This window comes from Mycobacterium sp. BMJ-28 (assembly GCF_054404835.1).
This window is the reverse complement of the sequence record NZ_CM136783.1, coordinates 2,761,037-2,775,707: the sequence shown is the minus strand read 5'-3', so window position 1 is coordinate 2,775,707 and position 14,671 is coordinate 2,761,037. Positions and strand designations below refer to the sequence as shown.

Here is a 14,671-nt window from a genome sequence, read left to right as displayed (position 1 = left end):
CGCCTCGCGTTAACCTGTGGTCGCGGTGCGTTGCCGCGTTTGCTAGGAGGTATTACCCATGCGCTCATTCAGCGTGGCGGCGGTGGTCGTGACGGTCGCCGCTATGTTCGGTTCGGCCGGCGTGGCGGTGGCAGCCCCGAAGGATTACTGCGCCGACCTCAAGGGCGGCAACACCGGCAGCACGTGCGAGATCCGGCTCTCCGATCCCGGGTACAGCGTCGACATCAGCATTCCGCTGGACTACCCCGACCTGAAGTCGGTCGCCGACTACATCTCCCAGACACGCGACGCCTTCCTCAATACCGCCAAGTCCGGCGCGGCCCGCACCACGCCGTACGCGCTGAGCATCGAGCCGGCGAAGTACAGCTCGTCGGTTCCGCCGCGCGGCACGCAGGCCGTGGTGTTCTCGGTGACCCAGGATGTCGGCAGCGGGCCTCAGCGGACGTACAAGGCGTTCAACTGGGACCAGAGTTTCCGTAAGGCGATCACCTACACGGCCGCGCCGGACGACAAGGAACACACGCCGCTGTGGCGAGTGGACGATCCGCTGAAGACCGTCGCCCCGATCGTCCAGTCCGAACTGCAGCAGCAGCTGGCCCCGCCGCCGGCCGCACCACCGACCCCGGCTACGACGACCGCCACGCCCACCACAACGACCAGCACGACCACCACGCCGCCCCCGCCGCCGGCGCCGTTGCCGTTCGCGCAAGCCGCGCTGTACAACCCGGCCAACTATCAGAACTTCGCGGTGGTCAACGACGGGGTGATCTTCTTCTTCGACCAGGGGGTGTTGTTGCCCGCCTCGGCCGGGCCGCTGCACGCGCTGGTGCCGCGGTCGGCGATCGACCCGATGATCGCGTAACGCTTTCGACCGGCACCTTCGTGCGCCGGCCCAGAAACAAGAAAGACCAGCTCAAGGCTGGTCTTTTTTGTCGGGCTGACAGGATTTGAACCTGCGACCACTTGACCCCCAGTGAGTCGGAGAATGTGAACCCCTGTTCGATGGCGTCTTAAACGTGCAGGTCAGCAAGCTGTTAGCGTGCACCCCGTGAGGCGGTGTCCACGGCGTCCGGCCGCGTCTTGGCAACTTGGCGGCAACATGACGAACGCCTGTTCGGACACCACCACTGGCTACGGCGCGAGGTCATCCGCGTAACCACCTTGAGTGATTTCCTGGTGCGGCGACTTCCATATGGCTGGGTCCAACGCTGCCGGTCCAACGGTGGTCAGGTTGTCCGGCACAGGCTCACCGATTGGTCCTACGAATACCTCGACAGGCTCGTCCACCGTGGTATTCGTGACAACCACATCGGCGCTGAGCACGTCGGCATCGACGGTCAGCAGACCTTTGTCGATCAGCCCCATGAGCATGATCCGCGTGTAGATCACGCGGTCGCAGATGCGCGCGATGCCGGGAGCAGCAGCGTGGTAACGGCGGTCGATACTCAGCCCCCGAATAACCGGCGATCTGGGCGAAGTTGCGTGAACGACATCGCCGTACAGCCACGCGTACATCAGTTTCCGGTCGGTGGTTGAGCCGTCGGGGGTCGAGACCCAGAAGGCCTGCGCATCCAAGTTCGCATCAACCACATGCCGCCAGTAGTTACGCCACCACGCCAGGTCAATCTCTTCATTCAGTGCCTCGGACCCGACCAGGTCCTCCAAGGCGCTGAGCACCTTGTCGTAGTAGATCGGTTCTGAACTCAAGATCAGCGGACGGACGCGGCTCGCCAGCGACTCGAGCGCCTCCTCGGGCGGGTACTCCCCCTGATCCGGTGGGTTTCCTCGCCAGTCTTAGTGTTCACGGTGACCAGCAGGGTGACCGCACCGGAATGCAGTTTCGACATCAGCGCGGCCTGCTCGCGGATCAGCGAGTGGGCCATCACCCGACGCGATCGCAACAGGAATCCCTCGATCACGGCTTGCGGTGTCGGACTTGGTGCCATGTTCGGACTGTACGACTGCACACCGACACGTCACCGTCGGTCCAGCCGTCCGTGTCCACGAGCGGGCCATCCGTCGCTACGATCCCGGCATGGACGGGGCGGACAAAGCGGCGGTGATCGCGGCGATTCAGCGACTGGCCGAAGAGAACGGCGGCGTACCCGTCGGTAGGGATCGCTTCATCGCCGAGACCGGGCTCCCCGACTACTACTGGCAAGGGCGGTACTGGCTGTCGTGGAGCGATGCAGTACGCGAGGCCGGTTACGTACCGAACGCAATGCAGCACCGCAGGCATACCGATGACGACCTTCTGCGCCATCTTGCGCTGCTGGCCAGCATGGTCGGGCGGTTCCCTACGAACGCGCATTTGAGGATGGAGCGGGGATCGAACTCCGAGTTCCCTAGCGCAAACGTGTTCGGAAGTCGTCTCGGCACCAAGCCTCAACAGGTCCAACGGCTACGCGAGTTCATAGCGCGCACGCCGGAGTTCGCCAACGTTGCAGCTCTGCTGCCCGCTGTCCTCGATGCACCATCAGTCGAGCCCACCGACGAGGACACCGGAGACCAGGACACCGTGCAGCCGGTGCCGGGCTACGTCTATCTGATGCGATCGGGCAAGTTCCACAAGATCGGGCGGTCCAACGACCACGGGCGGCGCGCCTACGAGATTGGTCTACAGCTCCCCGAAAAGCTGGAGGTGGTGCACACCATCGAGACGGACGACGCTGTGGGCATCGAACGCTATTGGCACGACCGTTTTCGGGACCGCCGCCGAAACGGCGAGTGGTTCATGCTGTCCAGGGCCGACATCGCAGCGTTCAAGCGCCGCCGGTCGTTCATGTAGCTCTAGTCATCTGCACGGACACGCCGAACCGTCAGACCGTCGTGCAGTTTGACAGATTCGTCCCTAGCCCTGGCTATGATCCGGGCCGTGAGATGTTGGCAATCACGACCGAGCACGGTCTACGGCGGACGGTCTGTGGCCTGCTAATGCCCAAGCAACACCCCGAAGTCACTGATGCCACAGCGAAATCGCTCTACGCCAACGCGGTGTGCTGTGCCGAGCCCGGCTGTAACGACCCGCTGTATCGAATGGACGGCGACGGTCACCGCGTCCTCAATTCGCGCATCGCGCACATCTGCGCGAGGTCGGAGAATGGCCCCCGCTGGGACCCGGCGATGGACTCCGACACAAACCGATCAGTCGGCAACCTGCTGGTGTTGTGCCTGTTTCATGCCGACATGATCGACAAAAAAGACCTGGAGAGCCGTTACCCCGCCCCAATCCTGCACGACTGGAAGCTGGCGCAGCTCAGGTCCTACGACGCAGCGGTGGCTGCTGGTGATCCGGACGTCGGCTGGAAGCTGACCGACTCCGAAGCGCGCGAGGTCATCACGAAATCCGAGCGACCGACCGTGAATGTGGTTGCGGAAACCATCTATGTCGGCGGCATGGGTGGGGGTCCGCTCGGTTCGGGTGGCGGTGGTGGCGTCATCGGCGGCGGTATCGCCGGTCGTGGTGGCGATGGACCCATCGTCATCCTTGACGGGCAGCCCGGCCAGTGGCCGGGTGGGGGCGGTGGCGGCAGCGGTGTTCTGCTCGACCCTCCGCCTATGAACAGCCAGGTGCGCGAGGCCGAGGGGTGCGGTCACGCTGTTGTCGCTACCGAGGATGCAAGCGGCCCAGATGACGACGCTAGTTGTCTCCGACTGTCCACATTGATGCTGGCGAACTACATCGCAATCGACCGCGGCGGGCTACTGCATATCGTCCACGGTGCGTGGTCGAACTGGACCGCCCGGCAGGTGCCGTCGGACTTCGCTGTACCGGTGCTGTGTGTGATCGAGGCTGGACAAATGGAGTCGGGAACCTATCGGATGTCGGTCGAGCTGCGAGCGCCCGAAGACTCACAGCGTGATCGCAAGATCGTTGACGTAGTGGTGTCGAAACCGGGCACGATTGTGCGCATTCCAGTGATTGTCGACCTAGCTGCATCTATCGGTCCGAACGATTTTGGGCTTTGGTGCGTCATAGTCGAGGCAGCAGGCAGCGAAATCGGACGCATCGACGTTCTGGTCAAGCAAGGCGACTGATTGGCCGGTCGGCCCTACACCGGAACGGGCGCATGACACGGGCACTCGCCTGCGTTCACCGCGGTCTGCACGGCCTCGGTCATCGCGCACCATGCCGGCGACAGCGCGAGCGGACCGAGGCGCTGGCGCTCGGCGTCGCGTGGTCCGACGACCGATTCGTCGCTGTCCGAGAGGACGGCGAACCCGTGGGCCATGACTGGTACTCCGACGAATTCGAGCGACTGCGTGAGCGCGCCGGACTGCGCCGTATCCCGCTCAAGGGTCTGCGCAACACCAGCGTCAGCCTGATGCTCGACCAGCGTCAGCCGGTGCACATCGTCGCCGCCTGGCACGGCCACGACCCCGCGGTGTCGTTGTCGATCTACGCCGACGCCAAGGCCGACGAGCTCAAAGCAGCGGGCGCATCACTGTTTGGCTGATCGCGACACACGGACCGGCTCCCCCGCGCCGCCGCCCTCGGTCGGCGTTTCCCACCGCACACCGTCAGCCGTGGTGAACCGAACCTTGACCACGACGTTCGCCAAGTCGATCGGCTCGTAGTTCGGGTGTTGGTATCCGGCAGTCCGGGCTGTCGGCTCAGTCAGCGCCCGGCTATCGTCAAGCTCGTCCTTGAACCGAAGGATGAAGTCCAAGACCGTCGTCGCGCTGCGCTCAAATTCGATAGTCGACATGAGCACTGGTCGCCGCCGAGCAGTCGCCGGACGAACTACTCCGACGTACTGCCCGAACGACACCGCCAATCGGGCGGTGGGATGCTCCGTCCAACTCGCGCCCGCCAGCTCGATATCGATAATTGGCAGCGGCCCGAAATTGCGCACCTCGACCTCAATCGCCGCCGACGGGTGACTCACCGGTGACACCGTGACCAGCACCAGACGAGCGTGCGTCAGATCCTGCTCGTGGCGCTCTCGAGCGCGGTCTCTCCGATCACTGTTGGCAATCCACAGCGCGGCACCTACCGCCAAGACGGTGAACAACGCGCCCAACGCCTCCGACAGGTTGCCGAGTTCAATTCTTGGCGGCGGCCAACCGAAATGGATTCCCAGACCGCGATACAGGCAGTAGAGCGCGACGCCACCGGCAGCGACGGTGACACCGATCAGAACCCGTGTCGGCACTCGCATGCCGATGTCATACCAGCCGTCCACCGGCCTTGCCGCGGGCAACCGGGAGACGCGCCGATAGGCCTTGGCAACTTCTTGGCAACTTGGCCCCTGCCTGGCCCCACCTACCGAACGACAAAACCCGCTCCGACGCTGGTCAGAGCGGGTTTCCTTGGTCGGGCTGACAGGATTTGAACCTGCGACCACTTGACCCCCAGCTATCGCATGTATGTTCGCCGACATTCGCCGACGCACGCAATCCCATTGCGTACCAACGGTTATGGCACCTTGAGGGCTGTACGCGAATGTGGGCGAATACCGACGTAATTTAGGGCTGGTTTGGGTCAGGGTTTGGGTAACTCAACGACGGCCGTCCCGGATCTGGTACACGCGGGGTACCGACAGTCCGGCCGCCTTCGCGAGCTGGTCCCCGGATAACCCTTTGGCGAAACCCTCGCGTATCAGGCTGCGCAATTCGTCGTCAGCCTCTCGGAGCTTGCCTTGCTGGCGTTCACGCCTTCGGGCTGCACGCTTAATCAGCGCCAAGTGCTCCTCCTCCATGGGGCGGAAGTGTAAGCGCGCTAGAAGCGCTCCAATCATTCTCCTGCGCTGCAAGCTTATAGCGGGCTATAGTTCGAAGACCTTGTTTACCAGCCAAAAGCTTGCACGTGGTTGAAGGATTTCGATGACACCCCTCTGCGGCGCGTCGCGCGCCCCACCCAATAGCAGAAGCCACCGACACGGTCATCGTGACGGTGGCTTTCGACGTCTGCGCACTTGAGGGGGCGTCCGCTGCCATGACGCCCTTCGAATGACGAAAGCGGCCCCCTCTCCCAAGGGAACCGCCTCCGAAAACCTCCAGCCCCCTGCCAGGGGCTCAGCACAACATCCACGAGGAGCGTACAGCCATGCGCGAAAACAGCGCAAACGAACCGGCGAAACCCGCCGCCAACAACCTGCTTTCCCACCTGCGATGGCTCGTCGCTCGACTGTTGAACGAAGTCGACCTGCTCACCCTCACCGAGAACGAGCTGACCCAGATATGCGGGCCGATCTCCCAGGCCCACTCCCGCGGTCTGGAGAAGAACGCACGTGAATCCCAACCGCCCACGCGTGGAAGTCACCGGCTACGGGCGATCCGACTGGTTCCCCCCGTAGCAGACGGGATGGCGAAGTGAACGGCAGCGTCGAGATCGACCAGGTGCTGGCCCTCACCCGAGAATCACTCAAGGCCGACGTCAAAGAGATGCTCAGACGAATCACGTTGGACGACCACACCGACGCCGAACTGGTCGCCTTCGCGGTGCTGATCCGCCCCGTCTACGACCGCCGGATGGCCCAGATATCCCCGCCCGCCGCGGTGATCAAACTCAAGGCAGTCAAATGACCGCCCGTTCGGTTCCGTGCCCGATCTGCGGAGCCGCCCCGAAATGGCCGTGCCGGTCTGACGAGTCCCCCGATCACCCGACATTGCCGAAGGGCCAGGAACACATCTTCCGCGTCGCGGTCGCCCACGAGGTCGGGTTGAACAACATGCTGGCTCGTCGAGCACCGCGTACTCAGTTGCCTTCGCAAAACCGCCCTGCGGAAGCGCCCGACCCCTTCGCGATTTCAAATCGCAATGCGCGATGAGCCAAGGCCAGGCGACGGCAGGCAGCCTTCACTGAAGTGCTGGTGACAACGCCCGTTTCGAGACGGACCGGGACAGACAGCGGGGGGTACACGCCAGCGAGTACCACCCCCCGCTTGCTGTTTTCCGGTGTAGACCGCAGAACCCCCGACGAAGGGGGAGGTCGTAATCGGATGACGGACCTGGGTGACCTGTTATTGCTGCTTCTGCTCCTTCAGTCGGCGCTTGGTTGTGGGAGTCATCGACGATGCCCGAGGTAGTTCTGGGATGGCCTGGCGTTGCGGCCGGAGGAGTTCGATCGCGGCGTCGATGTCTTCGCGGGTGGCGCGCCACCGGCGGCCGGCTTTGTACCCGGGCAGGACTGGCTTCGCTTCACCGCGCAGGCGCTTGGTCATCCAGTGGATCTGCGCGTCACCGTGCGCGCCGAGCAGCGCGTCGGCGTACTCCTCGAGACTGTATGTGCGTAGGGGGGGTTCCATGGCGCCCGATCATGACGCACCGTAGGGGCCTATGGAGAAGATCCTGTATGACTCGAAGTCTGCTGCAGAGGCCTTGTCGATGAGCGAGGACAAACTGGCCCAGCTTCGGCGGGCAGGGAAGATCGACGCAAAGTGGGCTGGGAAAGCATGGCACTACCTGCACTCGGATCTGCTGGCGTATGCGGAGGGCTTGAAGGATTCCGCATCTGAGTGGCCGCGGTGAACGAGCCTATCCGCACATACAGCCTCGAAGAAGTCGCCGCGATGGCGTTGCCAGCCGATTGGAAAACACCGGAACGATGGCTCACGAGCCGACTGAAGGCCGGTGAAATCGGCGGATACAAGCTCGGGCGCGCCTCGTGGCGCATGACCCACACCGATGTCGAGGACATGATTGCGAAGTACCACAATGGCGTTCGCCCCACCCCAGTGCCGGCGTCACCGGTCATCTCAGACGCGATGCGGCTAACCACCACACCCGCTGAGGGGATGAGCATTCTCGACGGACTGTCACCTCGCAGCAGGGCCTACCGAGAGCGGTACGGCGTGGCGGGCAACCCGAACATGCAGGGGCCCCGAAAGAATCGGCCCGTGGTCCCCATCGAAAAATCCCGGCCTGCCGAGCCCCGCGATATCGTGCGCCCAGAGGCAGCCGAGGCGATTGCGAAGATGGGACCACTTAGCCGGACTCAACAGGCCCTTCTGGACCGCGTGCGCCGTGAAGGCAGGGTTGTTGTGGGCGGTCAGGGTGTGAAGCGAGTCGTCGAGTCCCTAGCGCGGCGCGATCTTGTGACATATGAGGCCGTGCACCAGCTCAATGAAAAGTGGATGTATCGCTCGATGGTGTTCACTCTCACGGCAAAGGCGTAACGGGGGCCTGGGCGCTGCCCGGGTACGTTATGGCCAGATTGGAGATGACTGTTTGGTTGACGGCGGCAGAGGCTGCTGAGCACGTGAAGGTTTCGGTGGCGACGATCCGCGAAGCAGTGAAGGCAGGGGAATTGCCGGCGTCTGCTGTTGGACGGAAGGGGCGGCATTACCGGTTGGACGTCGAGGAAGTTGATGCCTGGATGCATTCCAACGCGTGGGAACCGTACTAGGCCCGGCCCGCAAACCTACGGGCCGAAAAAGACTACGAACCTCGGGAAATGTCAGATGAGCGACTTAGCTGATGTAGACGATCAGGGGGTCGCCCTGCGGATTGGTGCCCGTACAGCGCTGCGCTGCCGACCACGCTGTCGTGCTCGCCGCGACGCAGCGCATCGTGTACAGCCTGCCCGTCACCGGGCTGTAGGCCGTGATGACCGAGCCTGGTTGGCCGTACCAGGATTGGCGAACGTTGTCGGCGAACGCGCAGCTGGTTTCAGCGGAGGCGACGCCGGTCAGACCGGACGGACACAGCCTGAAATCCTCGACGACGCCTGGCCCTAAGGATGGAGGCGGGAGCCGTGGTGCCGAGGGGCGTGGTGCCGGCGGCGGTGAGGGCCGGCTTTCCGCGAAGGCGAATGCCCCGGGCGGGGACTCCCACAGCACGTTCTCATCGTCGGCGGTGACGTCGACTGGAACGTCATGCTCGGTGCCGTCCGCCCCTTTCACTGTGGCGATGCCTTTGTATTCGTTGCCGGCCTTATGGACCAGTCGCACCTCGACCACGGTCAGGTCTTTGAGGTCCGGGTCACCGTCAAGTTTCCGCTGCATTGCAGTCTTCACTTCGCCCGCGACTGCTTCCGCCGGGGCTGGCGTCGGGCTTTGCGCGGCGGTGGTCGGCGCGGCGGTTGGCGCAGCAGCAGGGATGTTCGGCGGTTGGCGTGTCAGCACGAACGCCGCAGAGCCGATGGCAATCGCGACGGTGGCAGCGAGTCCGACCCACACTGGCCAGACGCTTCGCGACACCTTCTCCACCGGCGGTGGCGACTCGGGGAACTCCTGGGGTTCCGGGCGGATTGCGCCGTCCCATTGGGCGCCGTCCCAGTATCGGGCACCTTGACCGCCCAATGGGTCGGGGTACCAGCCGGGAGCGGTCATAAATGCGCAGCGTATCGCCAGCCGTGCTGGGTCGCAGGCTGTTCACAGGTGCGTCCATCCAACGGGGGACAGTAACTAAGACCGGTCGCCCTCGGCAGACTTCAGCTTCAACGTCCAGGCGGGCACCCAGTGTGTCACCGGCCGAGAGTTCGGCCCGAACTTGATTGGGTAGGTCACCAGGCCCCACCAGGCGCCCTGTTCGCAGGCTCCCCAGCACGTCAACTCACCCTCCACGATGCCGTGCATCTGGAGCCCAAACAGGTGGTCCGGCCGTTGCTGTGCGGCTCCCGTGGGAACAGGCGGCCCAGGTCGATCAGGACGATGCGAGGTGGGTCGCATTTCGGATGCACCCCTTGGGGATACACGACAGCGCGTACCTCCTCAAGGGGTTGCGTTTCAAACGCGACCTCGACACTGGATCCGTCAAATAGTTGCAGGGGGCGGATGAAGCCGCCCGCTCTGCGTCGCTACGCGAGCCAAGTTGATGCGCAGTTTGCGGCGGTGCGGCTTGTCGGGCATCCGTTGGTCTAGGTAACAGTGCCCCTGAGGCCAACCCCGCTCGTCCGGCGGAGGGCAATTACTGTCATCGACAAGGCGGGATTGTTCAATCCACACATCGCGCGCAAGTACGCCCCATGTACCTGCAGTCAGGCCACCCCTGGCGATTCTGTCGTTGAAGGCACCTTCGGCAGTTTGTTCCCTGCTACGGGCACCACTTAGCTTCCCGGCATCGTTGGACGAGGTATCGAACGCTTGAGCGCTCACCTCTACACCATCAAAGAACTTCGGATTGACTTGACGAAAGTAGATTTCGTCTTCGTCTTCAATGAGTTCCTCGCACGGTTCCAAGTCAGGGAGCTCCCAACTCGCGGCAGTCATCGAAGATGGCGCGCCAGCATAAGGGTCGTTTCAACCAAACTGTGGAAACACTTACTCCAATAGGTGTCGTCGGAAGCAAATTCAATCAACACGGGTTCTAGGCCATCAGGGGGTATTTCGATAGAAATCGATGAATCCTCTCCTGAACGTTGCAGCTGAATACCTCCGTTCGGCATTGGAAATATTCCGATATGCCTGATAGGCGGGAACGCATCCAGTGCGCGAAAGAGCTTCCTAGCCCGAGAGATCGCCGCGTCGGTTAACGGTAACTGTCCGTGATCCTCATCTTCCTTCGAGAAGAGTGATGGCGTCGTCAACGCCTGTATCTCGGCAAGCCGCCGTTCTGCGGCCGCCAGAGAGAAGAGCCGGGGAACGCTGTGCGTAGGGCCAACAAGGGCGCCGAATTTATGAGACAAGCCCGGAGTCATACTCACGGCCTCATTCCATATGCCGAACTTGCCTACTAAGGACCCGGCTCCGAGGTTGGTCAGTATCTCGCTGTGAGCGCATCCGGAGTAGACGATGAACGGCACCGACGGCGCGTCGTTGGTGAAGCCTTTTTGCCCTAGTGGTCCGTACATGCCTATGCCCACAACCTCCAACGGCTCATTTGAGGGCAGTCCGGTAACCGCTTCAGGTCCGAGACGCTCGACATCATCCTGATGCAGTTCGGAGATGTCCGGCAAGCTGGTGCTAATCGTCATGGTGTCGGCTTCTCCCCTCGTGCGGCGGTGTCCATAGCATCCCAATAGTTGATCTGCTGATCCAGGAAATCCCTGAACTGCGCAGCCCTATGCCTAGTCAACGTAAAAGCAGCCACGGTTGTTACCGAAACGCTCTCACCTGGAGTGGGGTTTGGCGGAGGCAACGCATAGCCAAGACGCACAACGATCTCACCTGGACCGCCGTCTGCGTCCGGTACAGGCTGAAGCAGGAGTTGATTTACCAACGGCGCAGGCCCAGAAGGCAGATTCCACATGAGCTGGACGTCTTCCATCTCTTTCATTGGGTCAAACTCCGCCATCGGCTCATGATGGCACATGAGAACTGGAAGGGGGCGTGCGGCAGCTTCAATCCGTGCCCTGAGCTGCAGCTCAGCCGTAGCTACCGGTGGGCGATTTCGTCGCCGAACCCAGGGAGAGTGCCGAGGTCCACCGGCGCTTCGCCCCCCCGCTCCTGCCGCATATGCCGGGACGGATTCTCCTCCGCAAAAGGGCGGGTAGTTTCCACCATCGGCCAAGGTCACGGGGGGTGGGTCGCGGTCGTGAGCCGGCCTCGAGGCTGCCCCTAGGCCATGCCGTCAGATCTCTCCCCGCAGTTTCGCCCACCCACGCCGCGGAGCTTCCTTCGAGTTCGACGGCGGGTTGGCCCACGTCAGGCAGCTTCCGTGGCAGGCTTGCCGGCATGGCATTCACCGTCCACTACACCAGAGGCGATTCGAACGGCCGAGACGGATACGACGACTCGCACACGATGACGTTGGAGGCCTCCGGTGCGCTAGAGGTCAAGAAGGACGGAAAGCTCGTCAAGCTATACAGTCCGAACTTCTGGACGTATGTAGTCCCCGGCCAGCCGAAGAAGACGGCTTCCCCGCGGGTAGGCACAATCTACTGACCTGGAGCCCTGTCGGGGTAAATCCCCAGACCCCCGTACAAGGGCGCCGGCCGAGTTGTTTGCAACACCGAAGAGCACTACAGCATTTGGCCGTAAAGTCGAGTCTCATGACGCACACCGCAGGAGGAGAGGAAGTCTTTCCTGCAACACCAGTCCAGCCCACCAGCGAAGCAGGTCTCAAGGGCCCATACATCCAGTATCGCTACAGGACTGACGTGCCTGTGCAGGCCTCTCCTGCAACGCACTACACGCCGAATTTCCCTGCCGCTGGTACGGAATTGGATCGAGTTCGGTGGTATGCAGGCATCGCGCAAATTCACTTCAAACGCTACATCGAAGTGGTTGTGAACCCCGACGATCCGAACGTGGTACCACCACAGTCGGGGTGGTACGCGTTCCGCTTCTGGCAGACCGATCGGCTCCAATTTGATGATGAGCCGCTGGACGCCTATTCCACCTACATGCAGTACTACATCGGCCGGTCTGACGTTGAGGTTGGGGCGTGGCTTGATGGGGTCGCACGTGGCGAGTCCTGGGCGCGTACCGACACGGGTCCCACGTCTGCCCCGCTTACATAACGCCGACGAGGACGAACGTGTATCCCACCGTGGATGCCAACCCGGACGGCGTCGTGGGTAGCGGGTGCGCAGTCAGCTGCCGGCATTGACGACCATTGCCGATGGCGTTGCTCGCGTTGGCCGCTGTCAGCAGGACGCCGACGCTGACGGTGGTGTTGTCGACCGACAGGCCGAACCAGTCACCTTCCCGGACGAAACACGGTGTCAATAGCGTGATCTCGTTGTATCCCGCCGCCGGGCAGGACACCGCGCCGGACGTGCTGACTCGCGCCCCAGGAACGGCACTGCGGCCCTTCCCTGAGTTGCGGTACACGCCGACACTGATATTCCCGGATTGGGTGCCGATGGTGAGGCCGATTTTTGTGATCGGGCCGGCGTCTCGGACCCGCATGTAGAAGGCTTCGTTGGCTGCGGGGGCGGCGATGACGTCGGTTCCGTTGCCGCGGATGATGCCTGGGTCAACGGTGTAAGGAAACCCGAACGGCCCTCGGCGGCTCATTAGGACCCCAGGTATTCGATGCCGAGAAGAAATCTCGGCGTAGTGCCACCGGTGACGCTCGTGCCAGTCGCGTTCACCCGAACACCTTGCTGGAAATGACGAAGGGTTCGTCGCAGGGTAATCGGAGTCGAAAACAACCCAGTAGCCGGGTTGTATCCGGCGGTGTTGGGTATGCCAGCACCAGTGTTTCCGTACGAAGCGATAACACCGTCACCGACGCCCGTGATTGGGTCTGCCACCGGCTCAGCCTGACCCGGTCCATACCAGGGGGTTTGCTCGACGATGTGAGTCGCGACCTCGTCTTCGCTCATGTTGGTCCAGCGCGGCATCTGGAACCGGTAGAAGATGCCCGCGTGCATCTGCCGGTACTCGAATCGCGCTTTCACTATGAAAGCCGTAGGCAACGGATTTGCCGGACTGCCAGGCGTACCGCCATCGGTGATGCCAAGAAACGATATCGTCCAGTTCAGCTCCGTGTACATGGACTTCATGTCAACGCGATTCGGTGGCTGAAAGAACGGTGTAGACCCACCGATTTGGATGCCGTTGTTGAACGACTCAGCTATCAAAACGCTAGACAAAGCAGGCATTTTTAATCCCTCTCAGAGAGTGTTGGATGCCGAGTACACGACGTCGTCGATGAACAGCTGGCACCCGCCAGTGACGGTGGGGTCGCGGGTGATCGCCGCGCCGAGGTTGAAGCCACCGTTGAAGTCGGTGATGTAGTTGGTGCCGTCCGTCTGCGGTGCGGTTGCTGCCGACTGGCCGCCGACGCCGGTCAGGTCGAAGACCTGCGGCCCGACCTGTAACTCTTTGTATCCACCCAGCCCGCTGTTGGCCTGCAGGTCGACAGTCAAGCGGACGTAGAAGAAGTTCTGCTTGTTGTCGTTGTTGCCGACAATCCGGTGATGGGAGTTCGGGCTGGTGATGTCATGCCAGCCCGCAGAGTTGTCGACGATCGCGAACTTCGGATACACCGGCGGGGCGCTGTAGAAGCACGCCAACTGGTAGAACGACCGCTGGCTGTTGTCCCACGCCTGCGTGTCGATCATCATCACGAACGATGCCCAGGACCCGGTGAACCCGCCCACGCCGAGCGCCAGGAACGCCGAGAAGTGGTGGTACCGGTACTCGTCGTGGCGCGCCAACCGCTTGAACGCCGAGCACCCATTCGACACATCATTCGACACCGGCGAGGCGTGCTCACCCGTGGACAGCATCAGGGAATGCGAACCGCGCAGACATATTTCGCTGGTGCGGGAGATGATCGGGTACGGCCGGTACCCGGACCAATGGTTGGTCCAGCCGTCGAACCCGGTGTCGAAATCGGAGCGGTACAACACCTTTCCCGGCGGATGGGTGTCGAGGTTGCGGCCCCGCCCAGCCCCAGTGGCTTCGTCTTTCGCCAGCGCCATCTAGATCTCCTCGCTCAGAATGTCATCGATTTCGCCGAACTCATCCAGCACAACGCGGGTACGCACGGTCGTTGAGGTTGCACCAGTGGAGTCGACCACGATTCCCGGTAGGGCGCCGAGTGCCTCGCGGCCGGCTGGAGCATCGCCGGTAAGCACGGCCACACCTGTTTCGGTAGCCCCATCGAGGTTTCCGGGTTCGTCGTCGTATGGCAGGTCATTCCAATGAGTGGAGCCGTCGCCAGTCTTCCATCGACGAGTGTCGGTTTCGAAGCCCTTCTCCCCCATGAGAAGAACGCCGTCGTTTTCCGCCGCCTCTGCAGCGGTGGCGCGGCGCGGCTGAAACCGATAGTTCTTACTCACAGTGAACCTCCGTGAAGGATTCCGTCGCCATCAGTCATCCCCTCCCTACAA

23 protein-coding genes and 1 pseudogene are annotated in these 14,671 nt (G+C 62.6%); 11 read left to right on the top strand and 13 right to left on the bottom strand.

Annotation, left to right across the window (positions count from 1 at the left end):
• Positions 1 to 58: 58 nt before the first annotated feature.
• The gene (locus ACXPWS_RS13685) at positions 59 to 862 is read left to right on the top strand and encodes an RsiV family protein (protein ID WP_458712934.1); all 804 of its coding nucleotides are present in this window, start codon (positions 59 to 61) and stop codon (positions 860 to 862) included.
• Positions 863 to 1,131: 269 nt separating this feature from the next.
• Here ACXPWS_RS13685 and ACXPWS_RS13680 read toward each other — a convergent pair whose 3' ends face one another.
• Both ACXPWS_RS13680 and ACXPWS_RS13675 read right to left on the bottom strand, forming a co-directional pair.
• Positions 1,132 to 1,707, bottom strand: coding sequence for a hypothetical protein (locus tag ACXPWS_RS13680; protein ID WP_458712933.1), 576 nt, complete (start codon positions 1,705 to 1,707; stop codon positions 1,132 to 1,134).
• A 2-nt stretch (positions 1,708 to 1,709) separates the two neighbouring features.
• Complete coding sequence (locus tag ACXPWS_RS13675; RefSeq protein ID WP_458712932.1) at positions 1,710 to 1,946, bottom strand: hypothetical protein; 237 nt, start codon at positions 1,944 to 1,946, stop codon at positions 1,710 to 1,712.
• 89 nt (positions 1,947 to 2,035) lie between these two features.
• Here ACXPWS_RS13675 and ACXPWS_RS13670 point away from each other — a divergent pair, with 89 nt between their 5' ends.
• The 3 genes from ACXPWS_RS13670 (at position 2,036) to ACXPWS_RS13660 (ending at position 4,457) form a co-directional block, all read left to right on the top strand.
• Positions 2,036 to 2,788 carry a GIY-YIG nuclease family protein gene (locus ACXPWS_RS13670; protein ID WP_458712931.1) on the top strand — a complete coding sequence of 251 codons (753 nt, stop codon included), beginning with the start codon at positions 2,036 to 2,038 and terminating at the stop codon, positions 2,786 to 2,788.
• 146 nt (positions 2,789 to 2,934) lie between these two features.
• Complete coding sequence (locus ACXPWS_RS13665) at positions 2,935 to 4,038, top strand: hypothetical protein (protein WP_458712930.1); 1,104 nt, start codon at positions 2,935 to 2,937, stop codon at positions 4,036 to 4,038.
• A gap of 32 nt (positions 4,039 to 4,070) precedes the next feature.
• The gene (locus tag ACXPWS_RS13660; protein WP_458712929.1) at positions 4,071 to 4,457 is read left to right on the top strand and encodes a site-specific integrase; all 387 of its coding nucleotides are present in this window, start codon (positions 4,071 to 4,073) and stop codon (positions 4,455 to 4,457) included.
• Here the strand turns inward: ACXPWS_RS13660 and ACXPWS_RS13655 are convergent.
• Complete coding sequence (locus ACXPWS_RS13655) at positions 4,443 to 5,186, bottom strand: hypothetical protein (RefSeq protein WP_458712928.1); 744 nt, start codon at positions 5,184 to 5,186, stop codon at positions 4,443 to 4,445. The two genes, ACXPWS_RS13660 and ACXPWS_RS13655, sit on opposite strands and share 15 nt — an antisense overlap.
• A 315-nt stretch (positions 5,187 to 5,501) precedes the next feature.
• Positions 5,502 to 5,702, bottom strand: coding sequence for a hypothetical protein (locus ACXPWS_RS13650; RefSeq protein ID WP_458712927.1), 201 nt, complete (start codon positions 5,700 to 5,702; stop codon positions 5,502 to 5,504).
• A gap of 347 nt (positions 5,703 to 6,049) precedes the next feature.
• On the opposite strand from ACXPWS_RS13650, the gene ACXPWS_RS13645 reads away from it, so the two are divergent.
• Together ACXPWS_RS13645 and ACXPWS_RS13640 are read left to right on the top strand one after the other, a co-directional pair.
• On the top strand, positions 6,050 to 6,319 hold the full coding sequence (locus ACXPWS_RS13645; RefSeq protein WP_458712926.1) for a hypothetical protein: 270 nt from the start codon (positions 6,050 to 6,052) through the stop codon (positions 6,317 to 6,319).
• A complete protein-coding gene (locus ACXPWS_RS13640) occupies positions 6,316 to 6,528 on the top strand; it encodes a hypothetical protein (protein WP_458712925.1) in 213 nt (70 codons plus the stop codon). Before ACXPWS_RS13645 ends, ACXPWS_RS13640 begins: the two co-directional genes overlap by 4 nt.
• A gap of 437 nt (positions 6,529 to 6,965) precedes the next feature.
• On the opposite strand, the gene ACXPWS_RS13635 is transcribed toward ACXPWS_RS13640, so the two are convergent.
• Positions 6,966 to 7,250, bottom strand: coding sequence for a hypothetical protein (locus tag ACXPWS_RS13635; RefSeq protein ID WP_458712924.1), 285 nt, complete (start codon positions 7,248 to 7,250; stop codon positions 6,966 to 6,968).
• Between the two features lie 31 nt (positions 7,251 to 7,281).
• Between ACXPWS_RS13635 and ACXPWS_RS13630 the strand changes: the two genes are divergently transcribed.
• The 3 genes from ACXPWS_RS13630 to ACXPWS_RS13620 are packed head-to-tail and all read left to right on the top strand — an operon-like array spanning position 7,282 to position 8,350.
• Positions 7,282 to 7,473, top strand: coding sequence for a helix-turn-helix domain-containing protein (locus ACXPWS_RS13630; RefSeq protein ID WP_458712923.1), 192 nt, complete (start codon positions 7,282 to 7,284; stop codon positions 7,471 to 7,473).
• Positions 7,461 to 8,120: a hypothetical protein gene (locus ACXPWS_RS13625; protein ID WP_458712922.1), complete on the top strand. Its 660-nt coding sequence runs from the start codon at positions 7,461 to 7,463 to the stop codon at positions 8,118 to 8,120. Before ACXPWS_RS13630 ends, ACXPWS_RS13625 begins: the two co-directional genes overlap by 13 nt.
• Positions 8,121 to 8,149: 29 nt before the next feature.
• The gene (locus tag ACXPWS_RS13620; RefSeq protein ID WP_458712921.1) at positions 8,150 to 8,350 is read left to right on the top strand and encodes a helix-turn-helix domain-containing protein; all 201 of its coding nucleotides are present in this window, start codon (positions 8,150 to 8,152) and stop codon (positions 8,348 to 8,350) included.
• A 64-nt stretch (positions 8,351 to 8,414) separates the two neighbouring features.
• On the opposite strand, the gene ACXPWS_RS13615 is transcribed toward ACXPWS_RS13620, so the two are convergent.
• The 4 genes and pseudogenes from ACXPWS_RS13615 to ACXPWS_RS13600 form a co-directional block, all read right to left on the bottom strand.
• A complete protein-coding gene (locus ACXPWS_RS13615) occupies positions 8,415 to 9,275 on the bottom strand; it encodes a DUF2510 domain-containing protein (protein WP_458712920.1) in 861 nt (286 codons plus the stop codon).
• 75 nt (positions 9,276 to 9,350) lie between these two features.
• A pseudogene (locus tag ACXPWS_RS13610) lies at positions 9,351 to 9,640 on the bottom strand (hypothetical protein).
• A 510-nt stretch (positions 9,641 to 10,150) separates the two neighbouring features.
• The gene (locus ACXPWS_RS13605) at positions 10,151 to 10,858 is read right to left on the bottom strand and encodes a hypothetical protein (protein WP_458712919.1); all 708 of its coding nucleotides are present in this window, start codon (positions 10,856 to 10,858) and stop codon (positions 10,151 to 10,153) included.
• Entirely contained in the window at positions 10,855 to 11,178 is a 324-nt protein-coding gene (locus ACXPWS_RS13600; protein WP_458712918.1) for a hypothetical protein, read from the bottom strand. Before ACXPWS_RS13600 ends, ACXPWS_RS13605 begins: the two co-directional genes overlap by 4 nt.
• A gap of 380 nt (positions 11,179 to 11,558) precedes the next feature.
• Between ACXPWS_RS13600 and ACXPWS_RS13595 the strand changes: the two genes are divergently transcribed.
• Complete coding sequence (locus tag ACXPWS_RS13595) at positions 11,559 to 11,768, top strand: hypothetical protein (RefSeq protein ID WP_458712917.1); 210 nt, start codon at positions 11,559 to 11,561, stop codon at positions 11,766 to 11,768.
• Between the two features lie 107 nt (positions 11,769 to 11,875).
• Positions 11,876 to 12,346 (top strand): hypothetical protein, encoded by a 471-nt coding sequence (locus tag ACXPWS_RS13590; RefSeq protein WP_458712916.1) that lies wholly within the window; start codon positions 11,876 to 11,878, stop codon positions 12,344 to 12,346.
• On the opposite strand, the gene ACXPWS_RS13585 is transcribed toward ACXPWS_RS13590, so the two are convergent.
• The 4 genes from ACXPWS_RS13585 to ACXPWS_RS13570 all read right to left on the bottom strand — a co-directional run bounded on the left by ACXPWS_RS13585 (position 12,339) and on the right by ACXPWS_RS13570 (position 14,620).
• Positions 12,339 to 12,845, bottom strand: coding sequence for a hypothetical protein (locus tag ACXPWS_RS13585; protein WP_458712915.1), 507 nt, complete (start codon positions 12,843 to 12,845; stop codon positions 12,339 to 12,341). The two genes, ACXPWS_RS13590 and ACXPWS_RS13585, sit on opposite strands and share 8 nt — an antisense overlap.
• Positions 12,845 to 13,327, bottom strand: coding sequence for a hypothetical protein (locus ACXPWS_RS13580; protein ID WP_458712914.1), 483 nt, complete (start codon positions 13,325 to 13,327; stop codon positions 12,845 to 12,847). Before ACXPWS_RS13580 ends, ACXPWS_RS13585 begins: the two co-directional genes overlap by 1 nt.
• A gap of 120 nt (positions 13,328 to 13,447) precedes the next feature.
• Complete coding sequence (locus tag ACXPWS_RS13575) at positions 13,448 to 14,260, bottom strand: hypothetical protein (protein WP_458712913.1); 813 nt, start codon at positions 14,258 to 14,260, stop codon at positions 13,448 to 13,450.
• Complete coding sequence (locus tag ACXPWS_RS13570; protein WP_458712912.1) at positions 14,261 to 14,620, bottom strand: hyaluronate lyase N-terminal domain-containing protein; 360 nt, start codon at positions 14,618 to 14,620, stop codon at positions 14,261 to 14,263.
• Positions 14,621 to 14,671: the final 51 nt, after the last annotated feature.